This window comes from Candidatus Poriferisodalis multihospitum, from assembly GCF_028283155.1.
Taxonomy (GTDB): domain Bacteria; phylum Actinomycetota; class Acidimicrobiia; order Acidimicrobiales; family Poriferisodalaceae; genus Poriferisodalis; species Poriferisodalis multihospitum.
The window spans coordinates 23455-40444 of sequence record NZ_JAPYOK010000057.1 but is presented as its reverse complement, the minus strand read 5'-3'; the positions used below and the strand labels follow the sequence as shown (position 1 = coordinate 40444).

General features: G+C 68.3%; 18 protein-coding genes. 6 read left to right on the top strand and 12 right to left on the bottom strand.

Annotated elements, in window-relative coordinates:
* Positions 1-988 (top strand): histidine kinase N-terminal domain-containing protein (locus VI480_RS05235; protein ID WP_323671766.1); only part of this gene is annotated, 988 nt, incomplete at its 5' end.
* Positions 981-1163, top strand: coding sequence for a hypothetical protein (locus VI480_RS05230; protein ID WP_323671765.1), 183 nt, complete (start codon positions 981-983; stop codon positions 1161-1163). The genes VI480_RS05235 and VI480_RS05230, both read left to right, overlap by 8 nt.
* Before the next feature lie 39 nt (positions 1164-1202).
* Here the strand turns inward: VI480_RS05230 and VI480_RS05225 are convergent, their stop codons facing one another.
* From VI480_RS05225 to VI480_RS05175, 11 genes are all read right to left on the bottom strand, one after another.
* Entirely contained in the window at positions 1203-2837 is a 1635-nt protein-coding gene (locus tag VI480_RS05225) for a protein adenylyltransferase SelO (RefSeq protein WP_323671764.1), read from the bottom strand.
* Positions 2834-4018, bottom strand: coding sequence for a P-loop NTPase (locus tag VI480_RS05220; protein ID WP_323671763.1), 1185 nt, complete (start codon positions 4016-4018; stop codon positions 2834-2836). Before VI480_RS05220 ends, VI480_RS05225 begins: the two co-directional genes overlap by 4 nt.
* Positions 4019-4177: 159 nt before the next feature.
* Positions 4178-5398 (bottom strand): cytochrome c-type biogenesis protein CcmH, encoded by a 1221-nt coding sequence (locus VI480_RS05215; protein ID WP_323671762.1) that lies wholly within the window; start codon positions 5396-5398, stop codon positions 4178-4180.
* A gap of 7 nt (positions 5399-5405) precedes the next feature.
* Complete coding sequence (locus tag VI480_RS05210) at positions 5406-6080, bottom strand: TlpA disulfide reductase family protein (protein WP_323671761.1); 675 nt, start codon at positions 6078-6080, stop codon at positions 5406-5408.
* Complete coding sequence (locus tag VI480_RS05205) at positions 6077-8017, bottom strand: heme lyase CcmF/NrfE family subunit (RefSeq protein ID WP_323671760.1); 1941 nt, start codon at positions 8015-8017, stop codon at positions 6077-6079. The genes VI480_RS05210 and VI480_RS05205 overlap by 4 nt, the downstream gene beginning before the upstream one ends.
* Complete coding sequence (locus tag VI480_RS05200; protein WP_323671759.1) at positions 8014-8577, bottom strand: cytochrome c maturation protein CcmE; 564 nt, start codon at positions 8575-8577, stop codon at positions 8014-8016. The genes VI480_RS05205 and VI480_RS05200 overlap by 4 nt, the downstream gene beginning before the upstream one ends.
* Positions 8570-8737: a hypothetical protein gene (locus VI480_RS05195; protein ID WP_323671758.1), complete on the bottom strand. Its 168-nt coding sequence runs from the start codon at positions 8735-8737 to the stop codon at positions 8570-8572. The genes VI480_RS05200 and VI480_RS05195 overlap by 8 nt, the downstream gene beginning before the upstream one ends.
* On the bottom strand, positions 8734-9561 hold the full coding sequence (ccsA, locus tag VI480_RS05190) for a cytochrome c biogenesis protein CcsA (RefSeq protein WP_323671757.1): 828 nt from the start codon (positions 9559-9561) through the stop codon (positions 8734-8736). Before ccsA ends, VI480_RS05195 begins: the two co-directional genes overlap by 4 nt.
* An 8-nt stretch (positions 9562-9569) precedes the next feature.
* A complete protein-coding gene (locus VI480_RS05185) occupies positions 9570-10238 on the bottom strand; it encodes a heme exporter protein CcmB (protein WP_323671756.1) in 669 nt (222 codons plus the stop codon).
* Entirely contained in the window at positions 10228-10908 is a 681-nt protein-coding gene (locus VI480_RS05180; RefSeq protein ID WP_323671755.1) for an ABC transporter ATP-binding protein, read from the bottom strand. The genes VI480_RS05185 and VI480_RS05180 overlap by 11 nt, the downstream gene beginning before the upstream one ends.
* 30 nt (positions 10909-10938) lie before the next feature.
* A complete protein-coding gene (locus VI480_RS05175) occupies positions 10939-11157 on the bottom strand; it encodes a biotin/lipoyl-binding carrier protein (RefSeq protein ID WP_323671754.1) in 219 nt (72 codons plus the stop codon).
* Positions 11158-11332: 175 nt separating this feature from the next.
* Between VI480_RS05175 and VI480_RS05170 the strand changes: the two genes are divergently transcribed.
* The 3 genes from VI480_RS05170 to VI480_RS05160 are packed head-to-tail and all read left to right on the top strand — an operon-like array spanning position 11333 to position 13788.
* The gene (locus tag VI480_RS05170) at positions 11333-12244 is read left to right on the top strand and encodes a DUF5317 family protein (RefSeq protein WP_323671753.1); all 912 of its coding nucleotides are present in this window, start codon (positions 11333-11335) and stop codon (positions 12242-12244) included.
* A gap of 29 nt (positions 12245-12273) precedes the next feature.
* Positions 12274-12537 (top strand): hypothetical protein, encoded by a 264-nt coding sequence (locus VI480_RS05165; RefSeq protein ID WP_323671752.1) that lies wholly within the window; start codon positions 12274-12276, stop codon positions 12535-12537.
* 12 nt (positions 12538-12549) lie between these two features.
* Positions 12550-13788: a CoA transferase gene (locus tag VI480_RS05160; protein WP_323671751.1), complete on the top strand. Its 1239-nt coding sequence runs from the start codon at positions 12550-12552 to the stop codon at positions 13786-13788.
* Here VI480_RS05160 and VI480_RS05155 read toward each other — a convergent pair whose 3' ends face one another.
* Positions 13789-14136: a hypothetical protein gene (locus tag VI480_RS05155; protein WP_323671750.1), complete on the bottom strand. Its 348-nt coding sequence runs from the start codon at positions 14134-14136 to the stop codon at positions 13789-13791.
* Between the two features lie 201 nt (positions 14137-14337).
* On the opposite strand from VI480_RS05155, the gene valS reads away from it, so the two are divergent.
* Positions 14338-16980 carry a valine--tRNA ligase gene (valS, locus tag VI480_RS05150; RefSeq protein ID WP_323671749.1) on the top strand — a complete coding sequence of 881 codons (2643 nt, stop codon included), beginning with the start codon at positions 14338-14340 and terminating at the stop codon, positions 16978-16980.
* Positions 16981-16990 lie beyond the last annotated feature (10 nt).

The window sequence follows — 16990 nt, the reverse complement described above, 5'->3', positions numbered from 1 at the left end:
GCCCCGGCCCTGGCGCCGGCTCGGTCCCGAGACCCCGCTCACCGTGATCGGCCAGATCCGGCCGACGACCGGCCGCACGCTGTACCGCGACGACCACATCGGGCTGTGCGTTGCCGCCGGTGAACGGCCATTGGTGTCAGAGGCCTTCGCCCGCGGCGTCATCGTCACCGGCGAGGGCCTGCGCGTGCCAGGCGACCGGCGTGCGCGCATCACCGCCGTGCCGGTGACGTTCGACGGCGTGACGATCGCGGTGATGAGCAGCGAAGTAACGCCGCGCTTCACCGACATCCGCGATCCCGGCGAGCTCGAACGGACCTATATCGCGACATTCGGACGCCTCGCCCGCATGGTCGCGGCCGGTCTGTTCCCGTACCGCAGCGCCGAGGTCGCCGACGAGGAGGCCCCACGGGTGGGCGACGGGCTGTTCCTCACCGACGAGACGACGCGCATCGGCTTTGCGTCGCCAAATGCCGTCAGCGCACTGCACCGCATCGGCGTCGGCGGCAACGTGCAGGGGCGCCGGGTGCGAGATCTCGACCTGGGACCCGACGTGGTGGGGCGTGCCATCAGCGGCGGCATTCCTGTGGTGGGCGAGGTCGAGCACCAGTCGGTGACGGTGCAACTGCAGGCGCTGCCGCTCACCGACACCCCTGTGCGCAACGCCCTGGTGATGCTGCGCGACGTGACCGAGCTGCGTCGCCGCGACCGGCTGCTCATCTCGAAGGACGCCACCATCCGAGAGATTCACCACCGGGTCACCAACAACCTGCAGACGGTCTCGTCGCTGCTGCGCATCCAGGCCCGTCGCTTGGAGTCGCGCGAGGCGAACCGGGCGCTCGACGAGGCAGTGCGACGCATCCGCGCCATCGCGCTGGTGCACCAGACGCTGTCGACCGAGACCACCGACGATGTCGACTTCTGCGATGTGGCCGAGACGCTCACCGAGACGATGCGCCAGAGCATCACTGCTGTCGATGGTCGTGCGTGATGACGGTGTGGGCATCCCGGCCGACTACGACTCGCAGCGATCAGGCGGGCTTGGCACCTCGATCGTCCGAGCGCTGTGCGGGTCAGATCTCGGCGGCACCTTCGAGGTTCGGCGCAGGACGCCCCCTCCGGGCTCCGAAGCCGTGGTGCAGATCCCCCTGCGCACCATCGCCTGACGGCTGCGCTGGGCGTCGGGTCTGCTTGGCAGTGACCCGCTAGGAGCTGCAGGAGAGCTGGCTGCAGCCGACTCGGGTGCGGGCCCAGTCGGGGCGGAGAACTGCGTAGGACTCGCGGTCGGGTTGCTCGTCGTAGGGGCGCCGCATCACTTCGAGCAGCTCGCCGATGGCCTCGGGGCGGCCGGCGGCGGCGGCGTCGATGGCCAGTTGGGCCAGGTAGTTCCGCAGCACGAACTTGGGATTCGTCCGGTTCATCGCCTCGACCCGCGCGGCGTCCGCGATGCCGAGTGCTCGCAGCCGCGCCGCATAGCGCTCGACGAACTCGCTCGTGGCTGAGCGGTGCTCGTCGGCGACCTCCGAGGGCTGGTAGTACGCGTCCGCCAGCGGGGCAATGCGCTCGGCAGGATCGATGCCTTCGGCGGTGTCCACCGTGGCAAGCCGGCGCCAGAAGACCGTCATGTCTGTCTCAACCAGCCGGAGCACTTCCAGCACGCCGTTCGCCAGCTCGCGGTCGGCTTCGGTTTCCAGCGCCGGCAGTCCGAGCTTGGCGGCCATCATCACCGACCATTGCTCCTCGAAGTAAGGCACGTAGCCGTCGAGGGCTGCCTGCAGCGGCTCGGCTTCGCCCACCAGCGGGTACAGCGCATTGGCGAGCTGCATGAGATTCCACTGCGCGACCGCCGGCTGCGTGCCGAAGCGGTAGCGCCGGTGGGCGGCGTCGGTGGTGTTCGGGGTCCAGTCGGGGTCGTAGTTGTCGAGCCAGCCGTAGGGGCCGTAGTCGATCGTGAGGCCCAGGATCGACATGTTGTCGGTGTTCATCACCCCGTGGACGAAGCCGACCCGCAGCCACTCGCACACCATGTCCGCCGTGCGCCGCACCACCTCGTCGAAGAACTTCGCATATCGCTCCGCCGGCGGGTTGCCCGACGCAGCACCGGCGATCAGGTCAGGGAAGTCGGTGTCGATGACGAAGTCAGTCAGGGTGCGCAGCGTGTCGATGTCGCCGCGGGAAGCGAAGATCTCGAAGTTCCCGAACCGCACGAACGACGGCGCCACCCGGCAGACCACCGCCCCGGGCTCTAGCTCGGGATGGCCGTCGTAGAGCATGTCGCGCATCACCATGCCGCCCGTCGCCACCAGGCTGAGCGCCCGGGTGGTCGGCACGCCGAGGTGCGCCATGGCCTCGCTGCACAGGAACTCGCGCACCGAGCTGCGCAGCACAGCCAAGCCGTCGGCGGTGCGGGAATACGGCGTGGGGCCGGCGCCCTTGAGCTGCAGGGTTTGGTGCTGGCCGTTGCGGTCAACCACTTCGCCGAGCGCGATCGCACGGCCGTCGCCGAGCTGACCGGCCCAGTTGCCGAACTGGTGGCCGCCGTAGCAGTGGGCATGCGGATCCATGCCGTCGAGCAGCGTGCTGCCGCCGAACACCGCGGCGAACTCCGGATCGCTCGCCAGTTCGGCGTCGAAGCCGAGCAGGTCGAACATCTCCGCGCTGTGCGCCAGCAAGTGCGGTGCGGGCACCGGTGTCGGCTCGACCCTCGAGTAGCACGCGCCCACCACCTGCCGACGGGTGTTGCCGAAGTCGGGGTCGGCGGGGAGCGCGGCAGTGAAGCGGTTGTCGAAGCTGAGCTCGTCGAGCGAGCCGATCGGCGTCGGTGCTGTCGTGATGCTCACAGCAGCTTCAGCCCCTCGTTGTAGCGACGGGTCGGCAGATGCTCCTCGCAGAGCAAGCGCGCCATGTCTTGAAACACACCGGCCGTCTCGCTGTCGGGGTCTGCCGCGGCGATCGGCATGCCCTCATCGCCGCCCGCGCGCAACTGCGGCACCAGGGGCACCTGGCCCAGCAACGGCACCTCCAACTCGTCAGCGAGTGCTTGGCCGCCTCCGGAGCCGAAGAGTTCGTAGCGCTTGCCGTCGTCGCCCGTGAACCAGCTCATGTTCTCGATCACGGCCCGCACCTGCAGGTTGACACGCCCTGCCATCTGGGCAGCGCGCTGGGCAACCTTCTGCGCTGCTGGCTGCGGCGTGGTCACCACCAGCATCTCCGAGCGGGGCAGGAACTGTGCCAGCGAGAGCGAAATGTCGCCGGTGCCGGGCGGCAGATCGATGAGCAGATGGTCTGGTTCGTCCCAGAAGACATCGGTGAGGAATTGCTCGAGCGCCTTGTGCAGCATCGGGCCGCGCCAGATCACCGGCTGGTCTTCGCGGGCGAAGAAGCCCATCGACATGCAGCGCACACCGTGCGCTTCGGTGGGCACGACCATCTGGTCGATCACGGTGGGAGGGCGAGCAACGCCGAGCATCCGGGGAATGGAGAAGCCCCACACATCGGCGTCGATGACGGCGGTGCGGGTGCCGCGCTGGGCCAGCGCTATCGCAAGGTTGACGGTCACGCTGGATTTGCCGACGCCGCCCTTGCCGCTGGCCACCAGCAGCACGCGTGTCTTGTTGCCAGCTTGGGCGAATGGCACTTCACGGCCCTCGGCGTGTCCATGGCCGGCCTGGGTGCCCGCGGTGGCTGCCGGGTCGCCGATGAGCTGGGCCCGCAACGTCGACTGCTCGGCCTCGTCCATCACCGTGAATTCCACGACGACATCGTCGATGCCGTCGAGGGCGCGTCCCGCCTCGCTCACGGCGTGCGAAACGTGGCCCGCGGCCGGCCAGTCGTTCGACGGCAAGGCCACTAGCACCTGTGCAGCGCGCCCGGCGACTGCAGCGGCTCGCAGCATGCCCATCTGGCCGATGGGCCGGCGCAACTCTGGATCGATCACGTCAGCCACGGCAGCGGCCAGCTGCTGATCAGTGACGCTGGCTGGTCCGCCGTTGGCGGCTGACCCTCGACGCTTGCCCTTCACTGGGTGCCCCTGACCGGTTGCGATCGCTTGCCGCGTGGTGCCTGCACCGGCGTTGCAGCCGCACCTGCCGTTCGCCAAGCACGCTACTGCCGCAACCATCGCCGCCCGCAGCGCATCGAACTGGCTCCGCCCAGCGCCCCGCGGGCGTTCTGCGGTCGGCTATTCGAGTTCGGCTTGCATCTCGGCGATTGCGGCTTCGAGGGCGGCGGCCATTGCGGGAGGCGGGTTGCGTTGCAGCGCTGCGCCGTAGTAGCCGATGGCAGCTTCGAGGTCGCGCTCGATGAAGCGGGCGGTGTAGCCGCGGAAGACCCACGGATCGAACTCGCTGGGGTCGAGCGCGACGGCGGCGTCGAGCGACGCTATTCCGGCGACGATGAGCTCGCGGTCGGGGATGCGCACCAGCAGCCAGCCGCGCAACGCCAGTGCCTCGGTGTCGCTGGGGTCGTCAGCTAGGACTCGGTCCAGATCCACGAGGGCCGACTGCAGATCGCAGCCGGCCGCGGGAGCATCGGTTGCTTCGCCTGCGCCGGACGGGTCCTGCGATGACGCGGATTCGCAGTGACGCAGGTGCAGGCGGGCTGACAGTACGAGCGCGCCGCGCAGATCAGGGTCGAGCCGGAAGATCTCCCCCAGCGTGGCGCGGGATTCATCGAGCTGGTTCGCAGCGAACTGGCGCTGTGCATCGACGAGCAACGAGCGGGCCGAGCGGTCGATGTCGCCCGTCAGGGTCTCGCCCGACAGGCGTAGCCCTGCCGAGCGAGCCACCAGTACTCCAGCCACCGCGCCCACGAGCACCAGTCCGCTGACCGTGACGACAGTCGCGCTGCGCCAGCCGCCTCGGCGCACTCGGATGTCCGCGGGATCCAAATCGGCGGCTGCGTCTGCGCCGGCGTCATCCGTGGTCTCATCGGCTGCGCCGGCCCGAGCCTTCCAGCGACGGGTCGCAGCCCACAGCCCTGCTGCGGCCGCGGCGAAGGCGGCCACTGGCAACGCCCACACCAGCGTGCCCACCCCCTCCCCCGGCGGCAGCGCATTCACGTCGTCGCCGTAGGCGGCAGCAAGGTCGGCCCTGACTTCGGCATCGCTGCGGCCGGCATCCACCCACGCATCGATCTGCCGGCGCATGGCTGCCGCCGCTGGTGCATTCGACTCGAGGACGCTCTGGCCGTCGCAGACCGGGCAGAGCGTCGCTTCCTTCAGCTCATACGCACGCTCGGCCTCTGTCGCTGGCGGCCGGGACGATGTCGCGGCCAGGACCGCGGCGATGATGGCCACAGCGGCCACGGCAAGCCAGCCGATGCGCCGCATCCCAGCACCACCGCGGATCGACGGAGTCGGCGGAGTCGGATCAGCAGGCTGGGTCGCCTCCGAGACGCTCATGGTCGGCTCATGAGTCGGGCTGCGCCTCGGCGTCGCTGCCAGCGGTGCCCAGCAGCAACGCGATCACCTCGTCAGGATCGTCTGCGCTGATCTGTCCCTGCCACCGAGCTGCCACGATGCCGTCGGGTGTGATCAGGAACGATTCGGGCGGCCGCAGTACGCCGAACTCGACCGCCCAGCGGGAATCGGGATCGTCGACGACCGACCAGTCGCCGCCGAGACGTTCGTAGAACGCAATCGCGTCGGACGTCCGATCGCCGAATGGCACAGCCACGAGGACACCGTCGCGGGAATGACGAGCCGCCCACGTCGCGAGCGCGGGATGTTCACGCTCACAGGGCACACACCACGACGCGAAGAAATTGACGAGCACCCACCGCGGATTTGATGACAGCGGGCCAACCGCGTCGATGTCGAAGCGCGCTACATCATCGGGACCGATCCGCGCCCCCGGCAGGGCTTGTGCGCCACCGGCGTCGAGGAACGAATCGGGCGGCCAGATGAGCTCGCCACGCAATGGCGGGACCAACTCGCCGATGAGCGGGCTCGCGGCACGGATGCCGCCGCCGTCGGAGTCCCGAGTCGCCAGCAGCGCGATCAGTCCGGCGGCCACCAGACCCACGAGCACTGCCGCAACCCGCACCCACGAACGGCCACGGAGCGCGGCCGGGTTGCTGCTCATGCGGATACTCCACTGCGGCGCGGGACGCGGTCGCGTGCGCCGATGCGGGTCGGCACCAGGGCGGCGGCAATGCCCAGCACGAGCACGGCACCGCCCAGCCACATCCATGCCACGAGCGGTTTGATGAGCACACGCAGCGCTACGTCACTGTCTCCTTCTTCGGGGATGGTGGCCAGCGACAGATACACATCGTCGATCAGGCTCGTGGCCACTGACGGCGTCGAGATCGGCTGGCCGAATTCGGCGAAACGTGTCACCGCCGGCTCGAAGATGCCCCGATCTTCGACGTCCACTCGCACCCGCACGACCCGGTTGCCGTTCTCTATTTCATCGGTGAGCCCCAAGTAGGTGACCTGGTGGCCCGCGACCACGCCGGACTCCCCCGGCGACAGCGTGAACTCGCCTTCGGATCCGTATGCGCTCGACGCGATGAACCCGAAGGCGATCACGGCGACCCCGATATGGGCGATCATGCCGCCGCCGGTGCGTCCCAGCAGTCCGCGCCAGCCATTGCGCCGCACGCCCAGCCACAGCAGCCGCGCAGCGCTGCCGATGACGAAACCGCCCAAGCCCAGCGCCAGCACCTGCCACAGTCCATGTGCTCCGGCCCACACCGACAGCACCATGGTCAGCGCCCCTGCCGCGGCAGGCCACACGAGCCGCTTCGAGCGAAGCTCAGCCGGGGTGTCGCGCCAATTGAGCGCCGGCGACAGCGCCATGAGGCCGAGCAACGCAATGCCGACCGGTGCGAGCATCCGGTCGAAATAGGGCCGCCCCACCGCCAGACGCTCGGACGCGACCGCCTCGGCCAAGAGCGGGAACACCGTGCCGAGCATCACCACGAATGCTGCGACGGCGAAGAGCAGGTTGTTGCCGAGGAACGACCCTTCCCGGGACCAGATCGAACCCAGGCTGGCCGGCTTTCGCAGCGCCTCGCCGCGCCAGGCCACCAGCACCACGCCGCTCACCACGATCACCGCGAAGAACGCCAGCAAGATCGGTCCCAGCGATGACTCGCTGAACTCGTGCACCGACTCGAGCACGCCCGAGCGCGTGAGGAACGTGCCGAAGATCGTCAACGCGAACGTCACGATGAGCAGCGAGAGATTCCACACCCGCAGCATCTGGCGTCGTTGCTGGGTGATGAGCGAATGCACGAATGCGGTGGCGGTCAGCCACGGCAGCAGCGAGGCGTTCTCGACGGGATCCCATGCCCAGTAGCCGCCCCAGCCCAAGACCTCGTAGGACCACCAGGCGCCCAGCATGATCCCTGCGCCCAGGCTTCCCCAGGCCATCAGCGTCCAGCGGCGGGTATCGGCCAGCCAGCGGCTGTCGAACTGGCCGGTGATGAGCGCAGCGACCGCGAACCCGAACGGCACGGTGAACCCGACGTACCCCAGGTACAGCATGACGGGGTGAATCGCCATCAGCGGGTGGTTGCGCAGCAGCGGATTCAAGCCGCCGCCGTCCGCTGGCGGATCGGCGAGCGTGCCGAACGGGTTCGCCGGACCGGCAAGGAGTGCGAAGAAGAAGATGCACACACCCAGCATCACCGCAAGCGCCCAGGCAACCGTTGGTTCCGATGTCCGGGCACGGAAGCGCCATGCCGCGGCGCCCACATAGCCGCACAGCACCAGCGCCCACAGCAGGATGGATCCTTCGAGCGCGCCCCAGAGCGTGGCGATCTTGTAGATGAGCGGTGTGGCGATGGTGGAGTTGCGCGCCACGTACGCGAGCGAGAAGTCGTCGCTGAGCAGGGCGAACTCCATCGCTCCCACAGCCAGCACGCAGCCGCCGGCCATGGCCGCGATCCATGCCAGCGCCTGGCGGCACCGCTCGGGCTCGCCGAGCGCTCTGGCTGCAACCAGCGTTGCGGCACCGCCGAGCGCGCTGACGAGGCCGACGGCCACGCCGAGCGTGCCCAGCACGGCGATCACAGCCGGGGCACCTCGAATGGGCAGTCGTCGAGGAAGCCCTCGGGCGGCTCGTCGGGATCACCGATGCGATCCGCGTTGGCTGCTGCGTACTCGTTGGTGTGCTTCACGAGCATGTTGTCGCTTGAGAAGAAGTGCGTATCGCGCCCAGCGACCGTCGCGACCTCTCCGGGCACCCAGCGCCCTTCCAGCACCACCGGTATCCACGGCGACTCGAACAGGTCCGGAGGATCGACCGAGTGGCGCACCGCGACCGAGGCGCAGTTGTGAATCACTTCGAACGTGGTCACACCGCCGTCGACGGCCACCGACGCGGGTACCACCCGTCCCTGCAGGCGAAAGCGCCGATCGCCCAGCTCGACCCGCTCCGCGATCGCCTCGTCGGCATTGCGGAAGAACAGTGTGGCGTTGCGCAGGCCGGCGATTGTCGCCGCCCCGCCAGCGATGAGCAGCAACAGCACGAAGGCGCCGATCACGGCCTTGCGGCGACGACCCATCTGCCGGCGCACCGCCGCGCGGTCACCTGACGCCTCCAGTGGGTGCCGGGGGCTGAGGTCAGTCACGGGGACGGGACTCGTCGGCGACGTCGGAAACGGGGCCTCGCGCGCCGATCCCCAGGTGCCGACCGAGCGTGCGTCCACGGTGAATCACCCACACGACATAGGCGGCCGTCGCGACGGCTGCCAGCACGTAGCCCGAGAACACGTTTGCCGCGTGCGTCATCGGCCCGCCGCCTGCTCGTCACGACGCTGGGCGAGGAGTTCTTCCAGCGATGCCTCTTCGGCAAGTTCCTCGAGGCGCAGCACCCGGTAGCGGTGAATGCCGATCCACAGCGCCACCACAGTGAAAGTGGCCCACGAATACAGCAGCGTCCAGTACATCTCACCGGTGATGTTGCGGTCGCCCCCCGGTTCGAGGTTCAGGCTGGCCTCTTGATGCAGCGTGCGCCACCAGTCCACCGAGTAGTGGACGATGGGCAGGTTGACGACCGCGATGAGCGCCATCACCGCCGACCTGCGGGCCCGCGCACGCGACTCGGCCGGGAGCCGGCGCAGCGCCAAGTACCCCAAATAGGTCACGAACAGCAGCACGGTCGTGGTGAGCCTGGCGTCCCACTGCCAGTAGGTGCCCCAGGTCACCTTTCCCCAGAGCGAACCGGTTACCAGCGTGAGAGCCGTGAACAGCACACCGAGCTCGGCCGCCGCACCGGCGACGCGGTCCCACCGCCGGGCCTGCCGATCAGCGATGACGCCGTAGGTGCCGCCGGCGCCGCTGCGAGTGCGCCACAGCACCCTGGCACTGGCGAATGCGGTGAGCACGAAACCTCCATAGGCGACCCAGATGGAAGGCACGTGGACGTACATGAGGCGCACCGCATCGCCTTGGACCGCATCGGCGGGCGAGATCCACAGCGCCAGCAGCGCCATCACACCCACAGCGGCGATCGCGACCACGCCGAGCAGCCGGGTGGCGACGCTGCCGGTCATCGACAGGGAACCGGCTCGCTGCGCCTGCTCGCGAAGGTCGGGCTCAGGTGTCTCGATCATCGGGCGACTCAGGCGTCCTCCAGCAGCGGGCCGGCTGCGGCCCAGCCCACTGCGACATAAGTGACGAGCACCACTGCGAGCAGTGCTGTCCAGCTCCAGCCTTGGTCGGCGCTGGTCCCGAGCGCCACGTCGAACGCCCGGGTTCCGGCCAAGAGCACCGGTGCTGCCACCGGGATCAGCAGCAGCGGGAGCAGGGTATCTGCGGACCGCAGACCTACCGTCATCGCCCCGTACAGCGTCCCGCAGATGGCGAACGCAGCCATACCGCACAGTCCTGCAACCACGATCAAGAACCAGTCGTGGACGGTCACTGAGTAGAGCACCAGCAGGCCCGCCGCGGCGAAAACGCCGACGAGCACGAGCTGCAGGGCCAGCGCCGCCGCCTTGCCCCAGAGGATGGCCGCAGGCACGAGCCCTCCGAGACGTAGAGCATCGAGGTTCCCGCCTTCGGCTTCGATGTCGAAGCTGCGCTTCGCCCCGAGCACTGTCCCGAAGAGCACAGCCACCCAGAACAGGCCGCCCGCTCCCGCACCCAGCAGCGACGGGTTTGCGTCAAGAGCGAATGCGAAGACGACCAGCACCAGCAGCACGGTCGGGACGATCTGGACGAGGGTGACGCGAGCCCGCCACTCGATGATCATGTCCTTGCGGCAGACAAGCCAGATCTCACGCCACATCGGTCGGGCCATTGGTCTGTGACATGGGTGCAGACGGCTCGACGCGGCCGCCGGCCAGCATCACTTGGCGAGCGGCCGCAACGCGGGAGCGGCCCGTCTCGTGCGTTGCGAACATCACGGTGGCGCCTGCCTCCACGGCATCGGCCAGCAGCTCGTCGAGCGCGTCCCGGCTCACGGTGTCAAGCCCGGCATGGGGCTCATCCAGCAGCCACAGCCGCGGCCGCGCGATGGTCAGGCACGCCAGCGCCACCCGCCGTTGCTGGCCTTCCGAGAGCCGTCGAATGGCAACCTCGCCGAGACGGCCGCCGAGTGCAAAGCGCTCGATCGCGGCTGAGACTTCAGGTACTCCGGCGCGGTGCACGTCAGCGCAGTGGCGCAACTGGTCGTCGATCCGCAGATCGCCGTACAGGGGTGACCGATGCCCCAGCAATCCCACGTGAGGCCGGACCGAGCGACGCTGCGCTTTCAGGTCAAAGCCGAGCACCTCGGCGCGCTCGCCCCGCACGGGCACGAACCCCGCACAGGCCCGCAGCAACGTGCTCTTGCCTGCTCCGTTGGGTCCTCTCAGGCACACCATCTCGCCGGCTTGCACGCTGAGATCCACACCCGCCAATGCGGGAAAGCGGTCCAGCAGGGCAACGACGCCCTCAAAGGCAACGGCAGCGCCCACGGAACGTCAAGGCTACGGCCGCGCCGGAGGTCAGGACGTGGCGACCACCGCAAGCACATCGCCTTCGGCGACGGAGTCGCCTTCGGCCACATGCATCTCCGCGAGCGTGCCGCTCTCGGGTGCAGTGACCGGGATCTCCATCTTCATGGACTCGAGGATGAGCAAATCGTCGCCGGCAGCTACGGCGGTGCCCACCTCGGCGACCACCTTCCACACGGTCGCAGTCAACTCAGCTCGAACGTCCAGCACGTTGTCTCTCCTCGACGGGCCCGGGGCGAAGGGCCGGCGCAAAGCTAACCGAGCGGCAGCCGTGCCGCCCCTGCTGTGCGCATTCGACGATCCACCAGCGCGCTGCGGAGATTGGATGGCCGCCTGCTGCCGCATCCCCGAACGCTCGCGCGCTACTCGGTATCTTCAGAACGCGGTGTCCTTCATCACGCTCCTGGCCCTCATCGGACTCGGCGTCGGCTTTGCTGTCGCTCTGGTCACCGGCGGCACACCCTCCGGAATTCTCAGCGGGATCCGAGGGGTGCGAATCAACCACTGGCCGGTGTTGGTGCTCGGAGCTGTCCTGTCGCTCGCCGTCGGGCTGGACACCAACATGCTCGCCGGCCGGTTCGCCCTCGGCATCTCGCTGGCGCTGCTGCTCGCGGGGTGCCTGCTCAACCGGCACATCGCCGGCGCAACCATCGCCGCAATCGGCATGGCCGCGAATCTCGGTGTGCTCCTGGTGAACGGCTACGTGCCGGTGAGCGAAGGTGCCGTCGTGGCCGCGGGCATCATCGACTACGACGGGATCGACCGGGTGCTGCTGGGTGCGGCACGCCGGTGGTCGGACGACGCAACGATCGCTGCTTGGCTGGGCGGTGCGATCCCGCTCGCGCCGCTGAGAGATGTCATCACGCTCGGCGACCTGGTGACTGCCGCCGGCTTGGCGAATGTCGGATTCCGGCTGATGTGGCCGGGTGCCCGGGAGCTGCAACGACTGGCGGCGGTGTCGCACAGCGACTTCGACGACTACGACGAGGTTTCGGTCGTGCTGAGGCCCGCAGGACAGCGCACGACGCTGGAGCATCCCCCACTGATCGGCTCAACCGCAGCGGCAACTCCCGCAGCGCCCGCACCCGTCGCTGCCCCGTCCGAACCCAGCCCGGTGCCCATACCCAGCGAGCCGGCCTGGGCCTCGAGGGTCGAACCGGCACCGTGGCCGGCCCCCGCTCCGTGGCCTCATGAGCCGCAGGCCGAGGAGCCCATCGGCAATCAGGCGGGGGAATACGACCGCGTCTCGGGCGACGAGCCGACAGGGAGCCACGATCCCCAGCTCTTCGGAGCCTGAACGCCGCAGCGTGCCGAGATAATGGGACCGTGGACGATGTTCTCGCTCGGCGAGCCCGGCTGAAGCGGATCACCAGCCTGGGGCAACGGACCGGATACGGCCTCTATGCCGCTTCGCTCATCTGCGGGGCCGTCGGCATCCGCTGGGGCTACACGCCGCTGCTCAGCACGCTGATCGCCGTGGCGCTCGTGGTGGGCTCGATGCTGCTCGCGCCCACCATCGTCATGAGCCACGGCATCAAGGCCGCCGAGCGCGAGGAGCGTCAAGCCGCTGCAGCCGGATCGACTGAGTAAGCGGAGGCTCCCATGCCAGACACTGCAGGCATCGCCGCCGCGGCCAGCCACGAATCGGCCGGAGCCCTCGATGGAATACGCGTAGTCGATCTCACCACCGTGCTCATGGGGCCCATGGCCTGCCGAATGCTGGGAGATCACGGCGCCGATGTGATCAGGGTGGAATCGCTGGACGGAGACTCAACCCGCAACGGTCTGCCTGCCCGGTCCGCTGGCATGTCAGGCTTCAGCCTCAACATCCAGCGCAACAAGCGCTCGCTGGCGCTGGACCTCAAATCGGATGCCGGGCGTGCAGCCATGCAGCGGCTGCTTGCGAGCTCCGACGTGCTGATCACCAACATGCGGGCCGCAGCACTCGAACGTCTCGGCCTCGACGCCGAGTCCCTGCGAGCACAGCATCCGCAGCTCATCTGCTGCCGTGCGAACGGCTACGGCAGCGGGGGCCCGTACCGCGATAAAGCGGCGTACGACGACGCCATCCAAGCCGCATCCGGCCTGTCGGACCTGATCGGTCGCATCGCAGGCGAGCCCGGCTTCGTCCCCTCGGTGATCGCCGACAAGGTCAGCGGGCTGCATGTGGTGGAGGCTGTGCTCGCGGCCTTGTTCCATCGGGAACGGACCGGCGCAGCACAGGCCATCGAGGTGCCCATGTTCGAGACGATGGTGGCCTTCAACCTGGTGGAGCACTACCGCGGCGCCGTCTTCGAGCCGCCCGAGGGACCATTCGGCTATGACCGGCTGCTCACGCCGCACCGGCGGCCCTATCCCACCTCCGACGGCTGGGTGTGCCTGCTGCCCTACAACGATACGCAGTACCGAGCCTTCTTCGCGTTCGTCGAACGACCTGAGCTGGCCGACGATCCGCGCTTCGCCGACCACAACTCGCGGATCGCGCACATCGACGAGCTGTACGCACTGTTCGGGGAGCTCTCGGTGCGTCGCACCACCGACGAGTGGATCGCCTACTGCGACACCCACTCGATCCCGGCCGCGAGGGTCATGGACTTGGCAGACCTCGACGCAGATCCTCAGCTCGCCGCAGTGGGCCTCGTGAGCATCTCGGAGCACCCCACCGAAGGGGCGTACCGCTATGTAGCCGATCCGGTGATCTACTCAGCGACGCCGACGCGGTTGCGGCGCCACGCCCCGCTGCTGGGCGAGCACGCGGTCGAGATCCTCAGCGAGCTGGGCTACGGCGACGACGAGATTGACGCGCTGCGCGACCAGGGCGTCATCGTGCTGCCGGATTGATCAGTCGCCCCGACCGCCGATGCCCTTCTTCAAGGCGCTGATTGCAGCGTCTCGAACCGGGATGAAGGCAACGAGAACGATGGCTGTCGCTACGTCCATGCCGAAGCGGCCGAGCGACAGCAGTTCCATGTTCGTTCCGAATCCCAGATTGAGCACATCGTTCGCGCCGTTGATCTGAGAAATCAGCACGAACAAGTACGCCCAGATCAGGTTCAGATTGCCTCCGACAATCGGAATCGACTTCAGCGTGTCGTTCACTTTGATCGTGTCAAGGACGCTGTCTACGACCACCATCGCACCCTGGAACACCATGCCCAGGATGATCAGCGTCAGAATTGTCGCCATCATGCCAATCGACCCCCTTTGGTCGGCAATACGGCTGAAGTTGCCGACCGCCCCCGCAGGCGGCAACCAACGCACACATTAGTCAATGTCATTGCACTTCTGTGACAATTTCATGACAGCTTTTGACGTACCCGCGAGACATCGCGCAACTGGCCGGTGCCCAAGAGCGGCCTGCGGTGGGGCACGCCGGTAGCTTTGCGGCGCATGACGCAGGTGCCCGACAGGCCCACCGTCGACGGGCTCGAAGCGAAGTGGTCGCAGCGCTGGGAAGCCGACGGCGTGTACCGCTTCGATCGCAGTGCCACCCGCGAGCAGGTATTCAGCATCGACACCCCGCCGCCGACCGTGAGCGGCTCGCTGCACATGGGGCACGTGTTCAGCTACACCCACACCGACAACATCGCCCGTTACCGGCGCATGGCGGGCTACGAGGTCTTCTACCCGATGGGCTGGGACGACAACGGCCTGCCCACCGAGCGGCGCGTCCAGAACTACTTCGGGGTGCGCTGCGACCCCTCGCTGCCCTACGACGAGAACTTCGAGCCGCCTGCTGACGGCGGCGACGCCAAGGCCGTGGAGGCCCGCGGCGAACTGGCGATCTCGCGCCGGAACTTCATCGAGCTGTGCCACGTGCTCACTGCCGAAGACGAGCACGCCTTCGAGGCCTTGTGGCGCCAGCTCGGGCTGAGCGTGGACTGGTCGATGACCTACGCCACCATCGACGAGCGTTGCCAGCGGATCGCACAGCGTGCATTCCTCGGGAATCTCGAACGCGGCGAGGCGTACCAGATCGAAGCGCCCTCGCTGTGGGACGTCACCTTCGGCACTGCTGTGGCCCAGGCTGAGCTCGAAGACCGCGAGCGGCCCGGCGCCTACCACCGCATTGCGTTCCACCGCACCGGTCCGCCCCGATCGCACAACGGCCCATCAGCAGGCAGCACAGTCGAGATCGAGACCACCCGACCGGAATTGCTGGCTGCATGCGTGGCGCTCGTGGCCCACCCCGACGACGAGCGCTACCAGCCGCTATTCGGTTCGACGGTGCTGACTCCGCTGTTCGGCGTGGAAGTGCCGGTGGTGGCACACAAGCTCGCCGAGCCCGACAAGGGCACCGGCATCGCCATGATCTGCACATTCGGCGACACCGCCGACGTCACGTGGTGGCGCGAGCTGGACCTGCCGGTGCGGGCAATCGTGGACCGCCGGGGCCGCATCACCCCCGACCCGCCGCACGGCATCGAAGGAGCCGCAGGCCGCGAGGCATACGAACGCCTGGCGGGCCGCACGGTGGGCGGCGCCCGCACCGCAACGGTCGAGTTGCTGCGAGACTCCGGCGATCTCATCGGCGAGCCCCGCCCGATCACTCATGCCGTGAAGTTCTTCGAGAAGGGCGACCGGCCGCTGGAGATCGTGTCGAGCCGCCAGTGGTACATCCGCAACGGCGGGCGCGACGCCGAGCTGCGCGACGCGCTGATCGCCCGCGGCTCGGAGATGACCTGGCATCCGCCGTACATGCAGGGCCGGTACACGAATTGGATCGAGGGCCTGAGCGGCGACTGGCTGATCAGCCGCCAGCGCTACTTCGGGGTGCCGATCCCGCTGTGGTACCCGCTCGACGACGCCGGCGAGCCGGTCTGGGAACAGCCGCTGGTGCCGGACGGCAGCGTGCTGCCGGTCGACCCCTCCAGCGACGTGCCGGCTGGCTACGACGAATCACAACGGGGACAGCCGGGCGGTTTCGTCGGCGATCACGACGTGATGGACACGTGGGCCACGTCGTCGCTGACTCCGCAGATCGCATGCGGGTGGAGCGAGGATCCGGACCTGTGGGAACGCACCTACCCAATGGACATGCGCCCCCAGGGCCACGACATCATCCGCACCTGGCTGTTCTCGACGGCGGTGCGGAGCCATCTCGGGCATGACTGTGCCCCCTGGCACCACTGCGCCCTGTCGGGCTGGATCCTCGATCCGGACCGCAAGAAGATGTCCAAGTCCAAGGGCAACGTGGTGACGCCGGTCGACCTGCTCGACACCTACGGGGCCGACGCCGTGCGCTACTGGGCCGCCAACGGCCGTCCTGGCACCGACACGGCCTTCGACGAAGGGCAGATGAAGATCGGGCGCCGGCTGGCGATCAAGCTGCTGAACGCAGCGAAATTCGCTCTGACGCTGACCCGTGGCGCGACTCCCGTGGCGACCACAGGCGCCGGTCCAGACGGTCGTGCCAGCCGGGTGCACAACGCACTGGATGCAGCGCTGCTGGCTGAGCTCGCCGGGCTGGTACGAGCCGCTACTGACGCCTTCGAGGACTTCGACTACGCGCGAGCGCTCGAGCGGTCGGAACAGTTCTTCTGGCGATTCACCGATGACTACGTGGAGCTGGCCAAGGGCCGGGCCTATGGCGGGCAGGGCGACGAGGCAGCGGCTGACGCGCATCTCACCCTCACGACGGCGCTCGACGTGCTGCTGAGACTGTTCGCGCCGTTCCTGCCCTTCGTCACCGAGGAGATCTGGTCGTGGTGGCGAGGCGGTTCAGTGCACCAGTCGACGTGGCCCGATGCAGGAGAGATCGACGCGCTTGTTCCGGACCATCCCTCGGGCGCTTTCGAGCTCACCGCCTCGGTGCTCAGCGAGGTTCGCCGGGCCAAGACAGAGGCCAGGCGCAGCCTTCGCGTGCCCGCAGAGCAGGTGACGGTGGGCGCCGCGGATGCGCACATCGCGACGCTGGAGCAGACGCGGGCCGACTTGATCGATGCCGGACGCATTGAGAGCCTGACGTTCGTGGCAGACGGCTCGCTCGCTCACCCCGAAGTCAGCGTGACGCTCGCGCCAGCCGACGCCTGAATCGCCGCAG